A 15,106-nucleotide genomic window follows, 5' to 3' on the forward strand; every position below is an offset into this window, starting at 1 on the left:
GGCGTCTAAGAGTCGAGGGTCTAAGAACGGCTGCCCCACTTCTTTCCCTTGAAGGGGGCGTTGCACAGTAACGGGGGTTCACCCAGAATCTCAGGACAACACCTCCCCTTAGACCCTCGACCCTCAGACCCTTAGACTGTTCCTCTCCTCCATCATCCCCACCGCACCCAAGGAGTCACCCTCATGGCGCAAGAACTGAAACTCCCCGATGTGGGCGACAATATCGAGCAAGGCACTGTCGTTTCTGTCCTCGTCAAGCCCGGCGACACCGTTGCTGAAGGCCAGCCCATCATCGAAATCGAGACCGATAAAGCCGTGATCGAAGTGCCCGCATCGGCAGGCGGCACGGTGGAAAGTGTGGCCGTGAACGTGGGCGACACCGTAAAAATTGGAGCGGTCTTGCTGACCCTCGGCGGCGGCGCGGCGGCATCGGCGGGCGCACCTGCTGAAGCTTCTGCCCCTGTTGCTCCGGCTGCTGAACCCGACCCGGCCACCGTTGCCAGCGACACCGAAACCGCCCGCCGGATCGCGCAGGCCCAGCAGCAGAGCCAGAAAGAACAGGCCGCGCCGCCCGTGGAAACGGCCTCGGCTCCGGCTCCAGCCGCGCCCGCTTCTGCCCCTGCCCCCGCTCCTTCTGCCCCAGCCAGCGCAGGCGCTCAGATCACGCTGCCCGACGTGGGCGACAACATCGAGCAGGGCACCGTCGTCACGGTTCTGGTCAAGGTTGGAGACACCGTGACCGAAGGCCAGCCGGTCATCGAGATTGAAACCGACAAGGCCGTGATCGAAGTGCCTGCCAACGTTGGCGGCACGGTGCAGAGCGTGAACGTGAACGTGGGCGACACCGTGAAAATCGGCGCGGTCTTGTTGACGTTGGGCGGCGGTGCAGCTCCGGCGGCAGCGGCCCCAGCAACTCCAGTTCCAGCGCCAACACAGGCCCCAGCGCAGGGCGACGCGCCCGTGTCCAGCCTCAGCACCGAACGCCCCACGCCTGCGGGTGCGGGTCAGCAATCGCCCGAACGTGCCCAGCCCGCCACGCAGCAGCCCGGTGCCGAGCGCCCCTACAACACGCAGGCCTACGACAACCGCCTGCTCGTGCCCGCCGCGCCCAGCATTCGCCGGATGGCCCGCGAAATGGGCGTGGATATCCATGACGTTCACGGCACCGGAATCGCCGGACGCATTAGCGAAGAAGACGTGCGCCGCACCGCCGGGACGCCCAGTGTTGGTCAACCCAATGTGGGTCAGCCCGGTGTTGCTGCTGCCGCTCAGCCTGCGGCCAGTGCGCCCGCCGCTGCTCCTGCCCAAGTGCCCGCATCTCTGCCCAATTTCGAGAAGTGGGGCACGGTACGCCGCGAGGATATGAGCGGCATTCGCAAGGCCACCGTTCGCAGCATGGCTGCCTCCTGGTCAAGCATTCCGATGGTCACGCACTTTGACAAGGCCGACGTGACCCGCATGGAAGAGGTGCGCAAACAGTTCGGAGCGCGGGTGGAGAAGGCGGGCGGCAAGCTCACCATGACCCACATTCTGATGAAGGTCGTTGCCAACGCCCTGCGCAAGTTCCCCAAATTCGGCGCGAGTCTGGATCTGGGCAACAATCAGGTGATCTACAAGGATTACGTGAATCTGGGCGTGGCTGTGGATACGCCTGTGGGTCTGCTGGTGCCCGTGCTGAAGGACGCCGACCGCAAGAGCATCACCGAAATCGTGCTGGAGCTGAACGAACTGGCCGGAAAAGCCCGTGATCGCAAGCTGAAGCCCGACGAAATGCAGGGCGCGACGTTTACGATTTCCAACCTCGGCGGCATCGGTGGGCACGCCTTCACGCCCATCGTCAACTCGCCCGAAGTGGCGATACTGGGCGTCAGTCGCGGCGGCTTCGAGCCAGTGTGGAACAAGGAAACCAACGCCTTCGAACCGCGCAACATGTTGCCCCTGAGCCTCACCTACGACCACCGCCTGATCGACGGCGCAGACGCGGCCCGCTTCGTGCGCCACATTTGCGAAACGCTGGAAGACCCTTTCCTGATCTCGCTGTAAACGTTCAAGCAAGCAGTCTGGCCCCTGTCTGGTGTGGATGGGGGCCAGACTGCTTGCCTGAATGTCTTTACAGGCCAGCTAACGCCGCGATCTGCCGCGCCGCTCCCGGCCCCAGCTCGGTGGTGTCCAGCACAGGCACGCCAGCGGGTGCGCCGAATGCGCCGCGAGTGTCCAGCAAAGTGGCGAGCAGTTGGGGATTTTTCAGCTTCAGGCGGTCTTGCCGTTCAGGGCGGTCTATTCGGCGTGCCAGTTCCTCACGGTTACAGGTCAGCACAACTGGAACAAACACGGCCCCGCGTGCCTTCGCCAACTCCGAGAGGCTGCCAAACGTCTCCTGCTCTTTGGCCTCTGCGGTCAGGTAGTTGGTGAATATGTGGCTTACCGAGGGCGGTGCGAGGCGGGCAGCCGCCATTACTACCAACCGCACTTGCTCCCGCAGTAGGCTGAGGCCAGCGGGCAATTCATGATGCCCGGTGACGCCGCACGCCCGGAAAATTGGATCGCTTCAGAGGTGGTTGTCGAGCAGCACGGCTCCGGTCTGCCGCTCCAGCAGTTGCCCGATGGTGCGTTTGCCACTGGCCGGTGGGCCGATCAGGTAAAAGAGAGTGGGCATAGGGGGCAGGATACAGACAGGGAGCCCGTTTCTTAAAGCCAAACATCGAACATTTGCCGTTGGGGACGCTGTGTGGGCGTTCGGCAGCTTCCTGAAATCTCGCCCTGTTAAGTTTGGCGTGCTCCGACAGCTCTCCCTCAATTCCGCTCGTCTACTGCAAAAAAAGCCCCGGCTGCTAAACGGGGCTTTCAATTGCAGTCCATATCGTCTCAGTTGATGCTGATGTCTTTGGCCAGAGCTTTGATCTTGAAGCGGGCCATGGCGAGGTTGCTCTTCTCTTTGGAGAGCACGAGATACAGGAAGAGCGTCTGGTTGGGCACGATGTAGATCACGTGATACTGGCTCTGGAGGGTGATCAGAATATCCTCGATCTCTCCCTGAATGCCCAGCATCTGCATGGTCTTCATCTTGGCTTTCACCACTTCGCTGTTGCCTGCAGCGGCCAACTCGAGGTCAAATCCGCTGCCGACGGTGCCCAGGGCCATCCCGCTGCTGTAATCCACGAGGGCGGCAGCCATGATGCCGTCGATGCTGGCGAGGGCCGAGTTCAGGGTGTCTTTTACGTTGGTCATGAGGGTCTCCTGGTGTGCCCAAGGGTGGGCGAGAGGGGCGGGAGTCGTCTCCAAAGATTTGGAGGCCACAGGGGGAGGCGCGTCGGTCGTGGGGGGCGACGGCGCCGCCCTGGGCTTGTTCAGCTGTGCCGTAGAATGTTTGGGCCTCCTAAACATCAGGGCCTCCTCGAGGTCATCGTCCATCAACAAATCTTGTACCTGAATCCCGGGTTGCGCATGGAAGGCCTCATCTCTTTGCTGCATCGCTTCCATCAACAAAGTCGTCAGGGGACGCTGAATCACGGCGGCGTGATTGTGATACGAGCGTTCGAGGCTGATCTCAAGGCCTTCCCAGCCCATGATTTCAAGGGCGGCCGCTTCACCAACTGAACCAGAGGGAGAGGCGTAGGCGTCCACCAGGCGGCCTTGACGGAGGTCTAAACGTCCCCAACGCTCTTTGCCCGCCACCCGAACCGCGATGCTTTTTTGATCCCATTCCATCATTTGCAAGAAACTGGGCAATGACACGCCCTGCAACGAGCCCGTGCTGTGTTGATCCATTTCCCGCAAGATGTTGCGGCTCAGTGCTGCTGAATTGGTGATATCAGCCACCGGAATAGTTCCAAAACGCTCCGACAGCGTTTCCAACTGAGGCAGAGCCTGACCACTGACAACGATGAAAAAGGTGTGGGGCCAGTGTTGTTTGGCATAGTCGAGCAAGCTGATCAGAGAGGCGTCCAGTACGTAGTCCGGGCGAGCACAGACCATCACCACCAACTGGGGAGGTTCTCGGGCGTCTAGTTTTGTCACGTGTTCTGGCGTGTCGAACGAGTGAATTTGCCAGTCGAGGGAATCGGGAACATGGGCGTAGAGGGCGTCAAGCACCACCGAATCAAGGTCAGCAATCAGGAAAAGTGGAGAACGGACATGCTCTGACAGACGGGTTCCTCCTTTGCCCCCGCCCAACTTGACTGCATAGAAGCTTACCTGGCGGTCGAACGCCGCAAGAATAAAAAACGCACTGTCACATATTTATCCACTAAGGGCAGTCGGCTTATATTAAGACCAGTCTGTTTGACCGAGTGGTATGTTGAAGCCATTACACCACCCGGTACAGGGTGTTTCAGGGCGCGGAGATCTGGTAGGAAAGGCGTGCTGGCCGAGGAATCTCTGGCGTGTGCAGGGCTGGAGATGTTCAGACCGCTGGAGTGCCGTGGGCTCCGATGGGTTTCAGCGCCAGACAGAAGCTCGGCTTTGGTGAACATGTGGCTGAACTGCCCTGCTCCCCAGAGCATTTGCCAAAAGATGGTTTCTTTTTGGCCGAGTGGAGCGAGTGAATTTCGTGAGCAATCCATAGAATGGAGCGATCACAAGTCTTTTTTCTGGTCGCGTCATTCGGAAAACTGTTCTAGGCTGAACGACAAAAAACCCCAGCCGAAGCCGGGGCATCCTGAGATGAAATTGTTTATTCCAGAACAGCGTCGTAGCTAATTTCGATGTTGCCCTTCATCACGCGGCTCAGTGGGCAGACTTCGGCGGCCTCGGCCACATGCTTCTGGAATTCGGCGTCGTCGATATTGCCGACTTTGCCGCGCACGCTCAGTTTCATGGCGCTGATCTTGAAGCCCGCGCCGTCGCGCACCATTTCGCAGGTGGCCTCCGTACGCACGTCCTGGGGATCGTGCCCGTGGGCGGCCAGCAGCGCCGAAAGCTGCATGGTAAAGCAGCCTGCGTGGGCGGCGGCCAGGAGTTCTTCGGGGTTGGTGCCCACGCCGTTTTCAAAACGTGTGCCGAAGGAATATTGGGCATCCTTCAGCGTGCCGCTGCCGCTGCTGATGGTGCCTTTGCCTTCGCGCAGGTTGCCCATCCACTGCGCGTTTGCCTTCCGTGCGATATCTGCCATAGCGTCTAGCTTCCCGCTTTTGCCTAGGGCCGTGCATTGGTGCAGTCTTTATCTTCGGGTCATGTGGCGGCGTACACTCGCGTATGACTGCTGAATCTGTGGTGGCCGCCCCCGCGCCCCAATCTTGGACATTCGACGCCCCCGTCAGAGGCTACAAATGGGCCGCCCACACGCCCACCACACGCGGCACCGTGTTGCTGACACACGGGTTCGGGGAATACGCGGGGCGCTACGTAGACCGCTATCACGCCCTGATTCCTACCTTGCAGGCGGCAGGATTCGGCGTGTACGGCTACGACCAGCGCGGGCACGGCGAGTCGGAGGGGCGGCGGGCCGTCATCCGTGCCCACAAGCTCACCGAAGACCACCTGAAGGCGCGGGAAGCCCTGCGGGGACTGCCGGGGCCGCTGTTTGCCTTCGGGCACTCGCTGGGCGGCCTGATTACGGCCAGTAGCGTGGCCCGCGACCCGCGTGGACTGGGCGGCGTCATCCTGTCCAGCCCCGCACTGTTGGTGGGCGCGAACGAACCAGCGTGGCTGAAGCGCTTGGCTCCCTTACTGGCCCGCATTGCGCCCGGCCTCGCCACCACCGACCTTGGCACGGCGGGCCTGTCACGGATGCAGGCTGAGATAGACGCCTATCAGGCCGACAAGTCTATCTATCAGGGCAAGGTTCCGGCCCTGACCGGCGCGTCCATGTTGCAACTCAGCGCCGAATTGTGGGCGCACACGGCCCGCTGGAATCTGCCCACCCTGATCGTTCACGGCACCGAAGACAAAATCACCGACATCAACGGCAGCCGACGCCTGATGCAGGAATCCCCCGCCGCCGACAAGCGCCTCGTCGAAATTGAGGGTGGCTACCACGAACTGCTGAACGACGACTGCCGGGACGAGGTGCGCGGCCTGATGGTGGATTGGCTGTTGGAGCGCACGGCCTAGCCGCCTCAGGCTCCGTAAAACGCAGACTCGATACAAGGAGACGAGGCGGTCAGGCCATCCCCAGCGGAGAACCTGACCGCCTTCCATCACGCCCCGCTCACACCCCAGCCGTTATCTTCCGCCTACCGCAAAAAACGGTTTGTACCCACTTCATCCCCTGTCCCGGAGGTTTTGCTATGCGTTCACTTCTGCCTGCTGCGCTGTCCCTGTCCCTACTGCTCGCCGCCTGCTCTACGGCTCCTCAAGGCACCCCGGAGGCCGTAACCACATCAGGCGGCACTGTGGCTGCCGCTGCCCCCGATACCCGGCCCGCCACCCTGATCCTGGAAGACGGCACGCGCCAGCAGGTGACCGGGATGGTCAGAGACGGCTATCTGCTGCTGGAAGACGACATCATTCTGGCCGACCTGAACGACCTGACGCCGCTGGGAACGTATGTGATCGATACCCGCCTGCGCTGGACGGCCCGCACCATTCCGTATACCTTTGCCAGCAACGTCCCGCAGGCCATTCGTGACCGTGTGGCGCAGGCTGCCGCCACCATCGGCAGCACCACCAACATGATCGTGAAGCCGCGCACCACCCAGAGCAACTACGTGCAGATCACCTATAACACGGGCACCAGCTGCGCCAGCGGCCTCGGCATGACGGGCGGGCGGCAGACCATTACGCTGGCCGACCGCTGCACTACAGGTTCAATCATCCACGAATTTGGGCACACGCTGGGCCTGTTCCATGAGCAGACCCGCCCTGACCGCGACCAGTTCGTGCAAATCCAGTGGAACAATATTCCCGCCGACTGGCAATCTCAGTACCAGATTCGCAGCGGCAGCAAGGGCTACGGCGCATACGACTTCGATTCGATCATGCACTACCCCGCCACCTTCGACGGCAAACTGGCGATCAAGCCGCTGGACGCCTCCATCGACCTCAACCGCATGGGCCAGCGCAACGGCTACAGCCCCACCGACAAGGCCAATATCAACTTCATGTACCCCCGCTAAAGCCCAACACGCTGAGGCAAAACACAGAGTGGGTTCACCATCAAGTGGGGCCAGCAGCGGGGGACGCCTCAGCTGCTGGCCCTGTTCCTGTGTCCTTTCTCTCCAACCTTCAGTCCGCCGCGCCCACCGCTTCCGGCTCGGCCTGCACCACCACTTCATCCGGGCCACCCAGAATATCGGGGTGAATGCCGAAGTCCTGCGCGATCAGGCGGGCCGTCATCTTGGCGCTCATCATCACGCTGGGGGTGCCTGCACCGGGCTGTGCGCCTGCGCCCACCAGATACAGATTCCGAACGTCTTCGCTGCGGTTATGGGGCCGGAAATACGCACTTTGCACCAGCGTCGGCTCTGGCCCGAAGGCGTTGCCCATGTAGGCGTCCAGCGTACCCTCAAAATAGTCGGGCGTGATGTATTCGCTGTGCGTGAGGCGCTCGCGCAGGTTCGGAATGTAGCCGCGTTCCTCCAGAAAGCCCAGCACGCGGTCGACCAGTTTTGGCCCTTCCACATCCCAGTTCAGGCCGCTGGCATTGTGCGGCACGGGCACCAGCGTATAGGCGGCGTGGTGGCCCTCGGGGGCAAGAGTCGGATCGGTCAGCGTCGGCACATGCAGGTACTGGCTGAAGTCCTTGCTCAGCACCTTCTGACCAAAGATTTCGGTGAGCAGTTCCTCGTAGCGTGGCCCCAGAATGATGTTGTGGTGGCGCAAGTCCAGCGGGCGGTCGTTGGGGCCGTCGCGCCGGAAGCCGAAGTAGATGACGAGCAGGCTCATGCTCTGGCGGGCCGCCCGCACCCGCACGTCGCTGTTGACGAGGCGGGCCTGCGGCGGCACCAATTTCAGGTATAGGTTGGCCCAGTCGCCGTTGCTGACCGTGATATCGGCGTGCAGTTCCTCGCCGTCCGCCAGCGCCACGCCCCGCGCCACCCGTGCGCCTGTGGGCCGTTTGACGGGCTTCCCCTTGCCGTCTGTCACCAGCACCCGCTCCACTTCCGCGCCATAGCGAATCTGGCCGCCCAATTCCTCAAATTTCTGAACAAAGGCCCGCACCAACGCGCCTGTTCCGCCCATCGCGTAGTGAATGCCCCAGGTCTTTTCGACAAAGTGGATCATGGCGTAGATGGCGGGCACGCTCAGCGGATTGCCGCCCACCAGCAGGGTCTCGAAGCTGAAGACCTGCCGCAGTTTGGGCGACTGGAAATACTTGCTGGTAAAGCTGAACAGTGTGCGAACCGCGTCCAGTTTCATCAGGTCGGGCACCACGCGCAGCATGGTCGGCATATCGCCAAAGTGCGTGTAGCCCAGTTCCAAAAAGCCGCGCTCGAAGATGGCCCCGGCGTCCTTATGGAAGCGCTCATAGCCTGCCAGATCATCGGGGGCCAGTTCCAGAATCTGGCGGCGGGTCGATTCGGGGTCGCCGTCGTAATCGAAATACGTGCCGTCATCGAAATAGATGCGGTAGAAGGGCAAGATCGGCACCAGTTTCACGTACTCGCGGGTGCGCGGGCCGCCGCTTTCGCCTTCCCGCACGCGCTCTCCCTCCAGCACATGGGCCGGATAATCGGGCGTGGTCAGGGCCGCCCGGTCACGTTTCAGCGCAAACAATTCTTCAATAAAGTGCGGCACGGTAATCACCGTCGGCCCCATGTCGAACACGTAGCCGTCCTCGGTGCGTTTCTGATAGGCCCGCCCTCCGGGAGCGTCCAGCTTTTCCAGAATGGTGGTGTTAAATCCGAGACTTTGCAGCCGGATACCAAGGCTCAGGCCGCCGATGCCGGAGCCGATGATCAGGGCGGTTTTGCGCTGGGCGGGATTGGATGGGGGAGTAGGGGTCATGGGGGGAACCTCTTATGACCGTCAATGGTCAGTGGTAAGTAGTCAGTGGAAAAGCACGGTTGGCACATCATCTAAGTGGACAGGGTCTCAGCAACAACCAAAGCGCACTCCCCCTCGGACTCTTAAACCCTTGTCCCTTAGACCAAAGCCGTAGAGACGCCTACGCCCGCGCCATAAAGCCCCGCAGTTCCCACCACGCCTGCGGCAGCATCAGCAGTTTGCGGGGGCCACTCACGTAGGCGCGGCGGCGGAAATTGTCGAAGTCGGCGCGCTCTAGGTCGTCCAGAATGCCCTCGTAGGCGCGGGCGGCGGTTTGTACCGCGAGGCGGGCGCTGCCGTGCAGCATGGGAATTCCGGTGCGGCCCTGCCTGTACCAGTCGCGGGCCAAACCCGACAGGTGGCGCATCAGGGCGCGGTATTCGGGGGTGACTATTCCGCGCTGCAAATCGGCCCTCGACACGCCGTATTCGGCCATCAGGTCGGCGGGCAGGTACACGCGCCCGCGCTCCAGGTCTTCGCCCACGTCGCGCAGAATATTGGTCAGTTGCATGGCCTGCCCCAGCATCAGTGCGTACTGCAAGGTGCGCTCGCCGCCGCTATAGCCGCTGATGGGCGCGATCATAAAACCCACGACGCCTGCCACCCGGCGGCAATATAAGGTCAGGTCGTCCATGGTCTGGTAGCTGTGGCCGTTCAAGTCCATTCTTAGGCCTTCATGCAGTTCCCCAAAGGCCGAGAGCGGAATCGGGTAGGTCTGGGCTGCCCAAGACAGCGCTGTGTCTATAGGGTGCGTGCCGTCTGGCTGTGGGTCAGGTAAACCAGCAAAAGCAACCTGCATCCGCGCCCACCAGCCGTCCAGCTGGGTCACGGCGTCATAGCCCGTCAGTTCGTCGGCAATGTCGTCTCCGTCGCGGCAGGCAGCGTACACAGCCCACACCGCCGCCCGCTCCTGTGCCGGAAAGAAGCGTGAACCCAGATAGAAGGTTTTGCTGTGCAGGCGCGTCACGTCCCGGCAGTGCGCCACGGCGTCGGCAAGGCACGTCTGGGCAGGTGGCTGGGGGGTGGCGTTGATCGTCACAGGTCGAATTCCTCTCTTTGGTTGAGTCTAGGCGGCCTTCACTCCCAGAACGTCACGCTTTCTTACAAACACGAGCAGGAGGACACAAGCAGAGCAAGAGGAGGGCCCTGTCTTAACGGGCGGCAACAGCCTATACCCACCCTACCGCTTGGTCAGGAGTGGAGGGTCAAGCCTGACACTCAGACTACAAAGATGAAGGCGAGTTAAAAGCGGCGAGTTTTCAGCCGAGGCCTGCTGCCCCCGCCTTTTCGTAGCGCTCGAATACGACTGCGCCGACGTGGAGCAAGTGGGTGCGCTGGCAACCGGGCAATTGCCGCGCCACCCACGCTGGATCATGAAAAGACAAACCGCCCAACGCCGCCTTACTCAGCAGCGTTTGCAGTGGGCCAGCCGTGCGCGGAAGGTACATCAACCACAGTTGCCCACCGGGGCGGGTCAGGCGTGAGAGTTCCTGCAAAAAGCGGGCGGGATCGTTGGTTTCGTTCAGGGTTGCCCCTACAGTCACTCCGTCAAACGATTCGCTGGGCAGGCCGCTGAGTTCCAGATTCAGCATGGCCCAGTCAATTTGGTCGCTGGGTTCGCGCCGCTGCGCCTCTGCCAGCATGGGGGCGCTCAGGTCGGCGGCCAGCACGCGGCAGCCCACCTGCGCCAATACGCCCGCATAAAAGCCGGTGCTGGTGCCTGCATCTAGCCAACTTTGGCCGGGTTGGGGGCGGCACAGGCTCCTAAAAAGCTTGGCTTCCCGCGCCAACCCGAAGGCCTGCCCCCCCAAGAGGGTGAGTGAACGCGCCCGCCACCACGCATAGCCCAGCGCCGTGATAGGCCAGAGATTGCTGCGCTGGGCCACACTTAGGCTGGGGCCGGAGTGTGCGGCAGAGTTCAGGGTTTCTTTGAGGTGACGCGGCAGACTCATACCTTTCAGTATGCTGTTCCCGACAGGCCCGTATGCCCCGCTACCGTATGCACCGGTAAGGGGGGGCCGCATTCCCGGAGGAAGGTATGGAAGAACGCAAGAGTATGGGGGGCGCCATCGTCGACGTGTTCGACGCTGCCGTCACTCTCGTGAAGTCGGAAATCAGCGGCATCGCCCGCCGGGTCGGGGACGTTGCCAAAGCCAAAGGCATCGGCGTCGTGCTGCTGCTGGCTGCATCAGGCCCCCTCATTTTGGGTCTGGTATTCCTCATTCTGGCCGTGTATTTCGGTCTGGTTCGCCTCGGCCTCGGTTGGTGGTCGGCAGCCCTGCTGATCGCGCTGTTCAGCTTCGCGCTCACGGGTGGGCTGATCTTTCTGGGGATCAAACGCCTCGGCGCAGAAGTCAAGACCGACGACGCAGCTGGCCGTCGCAGCGGCCCCATGACCGAAGACGAGATGCTGGAAGCCCGTTATCAGGCCGAGCAGAAGGCGCTGAAAGACGGCCAGAAAACTGAAGCGCGGGTCACGGGTGCGCCCGTAACGCAAACGGCTGGTACGACAGGCGGATACAAGGTAGCCGATACGGGTTCCAAACCTGCCACCTACGTGCCCGGCGGCAAAAGCATAGAAACTCCCGCTGCCACCCAGACCCACAGCACTCCCAAAAACGAACCGGGCCGCAGCAATACTACCGGCGGCGTGGACATGACCCGTGACCCCGATCTGCACACCGCCGGAGAAACCCGCGTGATCTCCGAGAGCGAGGGCCGGGCTACGGTGCGGGTGGAGGGCGGCACCACCACCATCCCCGTCTTTGAGAGCAAGCCCGACGGTGAGGCGCAGGTGTACGGCAGCGGTCTGAACAAAAAGATCGACGGCAGCGATACCCACGAAGACAGCAGCGGTCACGGCAACGCTGACCACAGCGCCGATCATGGCGGCGGGCACGGACACGGCGGTCATGCCCACGACCCCAACATCCAGCACCCGGTGGTCTTGAAAGATGCGCCCGGCATCAAGGTCAGCACCACGCCTACCTACCGCGATGAGATGGACAAAGACAGTCTCAATGTCAATAAAAAGGAGAGCTGAGCATGGCCGAGGACCGTTCCTCCAAGTTGTCTGACGCTGACTTCCAGTCGCCCTTGAGCGAGCGTGACGAAAACCGTGCCCGCTTGAAGGCCAGCATCGACGCCCTGACCGAGCAGGCCAGCCTTCAGGTGAACTTGCAAAAAGAGCCGCTGAAAATGCTGGGCGGCGCTTCGGCAGTGGGCGCGGTGCTGGGCATGGTGGTGGGCCGCCAGTTCCGGCGCAGCAAGAAGATTTATGTGGACGCCGCCAGCCCGGTCAAGCACCAGAAGGCCCTGATGAAAGTCCAGAAGGGTCAGAAGAGCAAGGGCGGCGTCGGTAGCGCCCTGATTGCCACGTTGGGCACGCTGGCCGTCAAGACCCTGACCGACAAGGTGATCACGCCGCGCCTGGAAGGAATGGCAAACTCCATGCTGGACAAGGCCGGACAGCCCGTGAGCAAGCCAGCAGCCAAGCCGGGTGCACCCAAAGCCGAGGCAGGCCACGCAGACGCTCCAGCCGACGTGCTGAAGGCCGCCTTGGGGAAACTGGGCATCGGTAAACCAGCAGACCCCACCGAGGCCAAAGCAGAACGTGCCACACCTCTGCTCAGAACTCCGGCTCCGGCCACCCGTACCAGCGCTGTGCCTACCAGCAGCGTGGCTCCGGTCAGCACGGGCGGCGTCGCCAGCTTCATCAAGTCTCACCCCGGCCAGGTGCCCGCGCCCGAGAGCAAAGTCGAAGCCAAAGCGCAGGGCAGCGTGATTACCGAAACCGAGAAGGCAAATCCGAATCTCTGATCGTTAAGAATCACCTTGAAAGCGCGGCCTACCGGATGAAGGGTAGGCCGCGCTTTTCTGAATGTTGGAGAATCTTGCTTGTCTGGTGTTGCTCTCTCCAGCTATGGGACTCGCAGAGGTGAGAAACAGAGAGGGGTACTGTGATAGCAGCGGGGTGAGGCGGCCACAGGGAAGCGAAAAATGCCCACTCCCAACCCAAAACAGGCCCGGCGGATTTCTCCATACCGGGCCTGCTTTCGTTTTCAACCAGTCAGAACTCAGTCCTGCCTGACCCTCTAACCCTTACTCGTCAGCACTTACTCGCTTTTCTGAGTATCGGTTTCGGGGGCTGCCGCTTCAGGAGCCACTACAGGCTGAACGTCTTCCTTCTTGTCGTTGCTCAGGCCGAACTGGGCAAACAAGTCGGCATATACGTCGCCGAGCTTGGTGCTGATCTTGCCGCCCTGAGAGGCGTCCTTCGCATTGAAAGCGTAGTCGCTGTCGCCACGACGGCCACCGCGTCCACCTGCGCCGCCACCCTGACCACCACGGCCAGGAGCGCCGCCGGGGGATGCGCCGAAGCGGTCGCTGCGAGTGCCGCCGCCCTGGCTGACGTAGTCGCGTGGGGGCGCGCCGCCACCGAGGAAGCGGCGACGGCTGAGGCTCGCACGCTGCTCCACGGGGTCGATGTTCAGGATCACGGCCTCAATCTCGTCGCCCTTCTTGAACAGGTCGGCGGGGTTGTTGACGCGGGCGGTATCGAGTTCGCTGATGTGAATCAGGCCCTCAATGCCTTCCTCGATCTCCATGAACACGCCGAAATCGGTCATGCCGGTGATCTTGCCCTTCACCTGCGTACCGGGTGGGTAGCGGTCAGGCAGCGCACTCCAGGGATCATCCGTGGTCTGACGAATACCGAGGCTGATGCGGCGATCCTTGGGATCAATTCGCAAGATGACGGCTTCCACTTCGTCGCCTTCCTTCATGACTTCGTTGGGATGACGCACACGCTTCGTCCAGCTCATTTCGCTGACGTGAACCAGACCCTCAAGGCCCGATTCCAGCTCGATGAACGCGCCGAAGTTGGTCAGGTTGGTGACCTTGCCCGTGACCTTCTGGCCGATGCTGTAGCGGTCTACGGCACCTTCCCAGGGGTCTTGCGTCAGGGCCTTCATGCTCAGGTTGATGCGCTCACGGCCCTCGTCCACGTCGATGACCTGAACTTGAACCTTGTCCCCGACCTTGACCACGTCACGGGGGTGGTTAAAACGCCCGTAGGTGAGTTCGCTGCGGTGAACCAGACCATCGATACCGCCGAGGTTGACGAACACACCGAAATCGGTGATCTCGACGACTTCGCCCTCGAACTGCGCTCCGGCTTCCAGCTGACCAACCGTGGCTTCACGGGCTTTGGCCTTCTGGGCTTCCATGATGGCGCGGTGGCTGATGATCACGCGGTTGCGCTTGCGGTTCAGCTCGATTAGCTTGACCATCAGGGGGTGTCCCACAAAGGGATCGAGATCGTTCACGCGGCGGGTATCCACCTGTGAGGCGGGCAGGAACGCACGAATGCCTTCCACCTGCGCGACCAAGCCGCCGCGTACTTTTTCAAGCACGTCGACTTCAAAGGCCTCGTTCTCGGTTTCCATCTTTTCCAGCACGCGCCAGCCCTTATCCTGATCGGCGCGCTTTTTGCTCAGCACGATCTGGCTGTTGGGCAGGTCTACGCGAACCACGTAAGCCTCGATCTTGTCGCCGGACTTGTACAGCTCCTGCGCTTGCTCGAGGGTCACGGGCTCTTCGCCGATCTGGTTGAGGGGAATGACGCCTTCAACCTTCGCGCCGATGTCTACGGCAATGCCGTCCTGACCGATGAACACGATGGTGCCGTCCACGATATCGCCACGCGAGACGCTCTGGGGTTCCTGCGCCTCACTGGCGAGGATGTCCTCCATGGTCATGGCGGGGTATTCGCGTTCCTCGCTGGGGGCGGGTGCGGCGGGCGTTTCGGCGGGTGCGGCGACCACTTCGGCAGCAGGCGCAGCCTCATTTACAGTGGCCGTATCCGTCGTTGCAGTGTCCATCGCTTCGGTGCCCGTCGTGGGCTGAGTCCCGTCCTGATGGGCGGGGGTCTGGGTGTTGTCTTCCATGAACTCCTGTCCTCCTGTGTGGCGGCACTTGACATACCGTCACCACAATCCTGATACCTGCGCGTCGGCGCGGCAACACCTCAGTGTATCAGAGTGGGGGGGGTACAGCAACCGAATTTTGCGTGTATTCGTGCGCTTAGGGCCGCGTCTGAACGCAGTCCATTCAATGTTTGGTCTATGCGGGCATGTTGCCCGCACACCCGCCTGACGCCTTTCTGATGCTGTGGGTGTTG

Annotated in this window: 13 protein-coding genes; 5 read left to right on the forward strand and 8 right to left on the reverse strand. The window is 61.8% G+C overall.

Translation table 11 applies throughout. The features are described from left to right. Window positions 1-183 precede the first annotated feature (183 nt). Window positions 184-2,043 (forward strand): dihydrolipoyllysine-residue acetyltransferase, encoded by a 1,860-nt coding sequence (aceF, locus tag M1R55_RS10560; RefSeq protein WP_249391729.1) that lies wholly within the window; start codon window positions 184-186, stop codon window positions 2,041-2,043. 67 nt (window positions 2,044-2,110) lie between these two features. Here the strand turns inward: aceF and M1R55_RS10565 are convergent, their stop codons facing one another. The 4 genes from M1R55_RS10565 to M1R55_RS10580 form a co-directional block, all read right to left on the reverse strand. Beyond that, window positions 2,111-2,455, reverse strand: a complete 345-nt coding sequence (locus M1R55_RS10565; protein WP_249391730.1) for a hypothetical protein — start codon at window positions 2,453-2,455, stop codon at window positions 2,111-2,113. A 93-nt stretch (window positions 2,456-2,548) separates the two neighbouring features. After that, entirely contained in the window at window positions 2,549-2,656 is a 108-nt protein-coding gene (locus M1R55_RS10570) for an ATP-binding protein (RefSeq protein WP_249391731.1), read from the reverse strand. Between the two features lie 209 nt (window positions 2,657-2,865). Continuing rightward, the gene (locus M1R55_RS10575) at window positions 2,866-4,092 is read right to left on the reverse strand and encodes a DUF4388 domain-containing protein (RefSeq protein WP_249391732.1); all 1,227 of its coding nucleotides are present in this window, start codon (window positions 4,090-4,092) and stop codon (window positions 2,866-2,868) included. 580 nt (window positions 4,093-4,672) lie between these two features. Further along, window positions 4,673-5,110, reverse strand: coding sequence for an OsmC family protein (locus M1R55_RS10580; protein WP_249391733.1), 438 nt, complete (start codon window positions 5,108-5,110; stop codon window positions 4,673-4,675). A gap of 83 nt (window positions 5,111-5,193) precedes the next feature. Between M1R55_RS10580 and M1R55_RS10585 the strand changes: the two genes are divergently transcribed. Next, window positions 5,194-6,051, forward strand: coding sequence for an alpha/beta hydrolase (locus M1R55_RS10585; RefSeq protein WP_249391734.1), 858 nt, complete (start codon window positions 5,194-5,196; stop codon window positions 6,049-6,051). A 176-nt stretch (window positions 6,052-6,227) separates the two neighbouring features. Then, window positions 6,228-7,055: a M12 family metallopeptidase gene (locus M1R55_RS10590; RefSeq protein WP_249391735.1), complete on the forward strand. Its 828-nt coding sequence runs from the start codon at window positions 6,228-6,230 to the stop codon at window positions 7,053-7,055. Between the two features lie 109 nt (window positions 7,056-7,164). Here M1R55_RS10590 and crtI read toward each other — a convergent pair whose 3' ends face one another. The 3 genes from crtI to M1R55_RS10605 all read right to left on the reverse strand — a co-directional run bounded on the left by crtI (window position 7,165) and on the right by M1R55_RS10605 (window position 10,877). Beyond that, window positions 7,165-8,886: a phytoene desaturase family protein gene (gene crtI, locus M1R55_RS10595; RefSeq protein ID WP_249391736.1), complete on the reverse strand. Its 1,722-nt coding sequence runs from the start codon at window positions 8,884-8,886 to the stop codon at window positions 7,165-7,167. A gap of 160 nt (window positions 8,887-9,046) precedes the next feature. After that, entirely contained in the window at window positions 9,047-9,964 is a 918-nt protein-coding gene (locus M1R55_RS10600) for a phytoene/squalene synthase family protein (RefSeq protein WP_249391737.1), read from the reverse strand. 220 nt (window positions 9,965-10,184) lie between these two features. Then, window positions 10,185-10,877: a class I SAM-dependent methyltransferase gene (locus tag M1R55_RS10605; RefSeq protein WP_249391738.1), complete on the reverse strand. Its 693-nt coding sequence runs from the start codon at window positions 10,875-10,877 to the stop codon at window positions 10,185-10,187. 86 nt (window positions 10,878-10,963) lie between these two features. Between M1R55_RS10605 and M1R55_RS10610 the strand changes: the two genes are divergently transcribed. Next, window positions 10,964-11,968 carry a phage holin family protein gene (locus M1R55_RS10610; protein ID WP_249391739.1) on the forward strand — a complete coding sequence of 335 codons (1,005 nt, stop codon included), beginning with the start codon at window positions 10,964-10,966 and terminating at the stop codon, window positions 11,966-11,968. Window positions 11,969-11,970: 2 nt separating this feature from the next. Further along, window positions 11,971-12,744: a hypothetical protein gene (locus M1R55_RS10615; RefSeq protein ID WP_249391740.1), complete on the forward strand. Its 774-nt coding sequence runs from the start codon at window positions 11,971-11,973 to the stop codon at window positions 12,742-12,744. A gap of 296 nt (window positions 12,745-13,040) precedes the next feature. Here M1R55_RS10615 and M1R55_RS10620 read toward each other — a convergent pair whose 3' ends face one another. Beyond that, window positions 13,041-14,873: a 30S ribosomal protein S1 gene (locus M1R55_RS10620; RefSeq protein WP_249391741.1), complete on the reverse strand. Its 1,833-nt coding sequence runs from the start codon at window positions 14,871-14,873 to the stop codon at window positions 13,041-13,043. Window positions 14,874-15,106: the final 233 nt, after the last annotated feature.

This window comes from Deinococcus sp. QL22, from assembly GCF_023370075.1.
Lineage (GTDB): Bacteria > Deinococcota > Deinococci > Deinococcales > Deinococcaceae > Deinococcus.

Bases quoted from the DNA above. Each gene is read 5' to 3' on its own strand.
- M1R55_RS10565 (WP_249391730.1), bottom strand. From the start codon at position 2,455: ATGGCGGCTGCCCGCCTCGCACCGCCCTCGGTAAGCCACATATTCACC.
- aceF (WP_249391729.1), top strand. From the start codon at position 184: ATGGCGCAAGAACTGAAACTCCCCGATGTGGGCGACAATATCGAGCAA.
- M1R55_RS10615 (WP_249391740.1), top strand. From the start codon at position 11,971: ATGGCCGAGGACCGTTCCTCCAAGTTGTCTGACGCTGACTTCCAGTCG.
- M1R55_RS10590 (WP_249391735.1), top strand. From the start codon at position 6,228: ATGCGTTCACTTCTGCCTGCTGCGCTGTCCCTGTCCCTACTGCTCGCC.
- M1R55_RS10570 (WP_249391731.1), bottom strand. From the start codon at position 2,656: ATGCCCACTCTCTTTTACCTGATCGGCCCACCGGCCAGTGGCAAACGC.
- M1R55_RS10610 (WP_249391739.1), top strand. From the start codon at position 10,964: ATGGAAGAACGCAAGAGTATGGGGGGCGCCATCGTCGACGTGTTCGAC.
- crtI (WP_249391736.1), bottom strand. From the start codon at position 8,886: ATGACCCCTACTCCCCCATCCAATCCCGCCCAGCGCAAAACCGCCCTG.
- M1R55_RS10620 (WP_249391741.1), bottom strand. From the start codon at position 14,873: ATGGAAGACAACACCCAGACCCCCGCCCATCAGGACGGGACTCAGCCC.
- M1R55_RS10605 (WP_249391738.1), bottom strand. From the start codon at position 10,877: ATGAGTCTGCCGCGTCACCTCAAAGAAACCCTGAACTCTGCCGCACAC.
- M1R55_RS10580 (WP_249391733.1), bottom strand. From the start codon at position 5,110: ATGGCAGATATCGCACGGAAGGCAAACGCGCAGTGGATGGGCAACCTG.
- M1R55_RS10585 (WP_249391734.1), top strand. From the start codon at position 5,194: ATGACTGCTGAATCTGTGGTGGCCGCCCCCGCGCCCCAATCTTGGACA.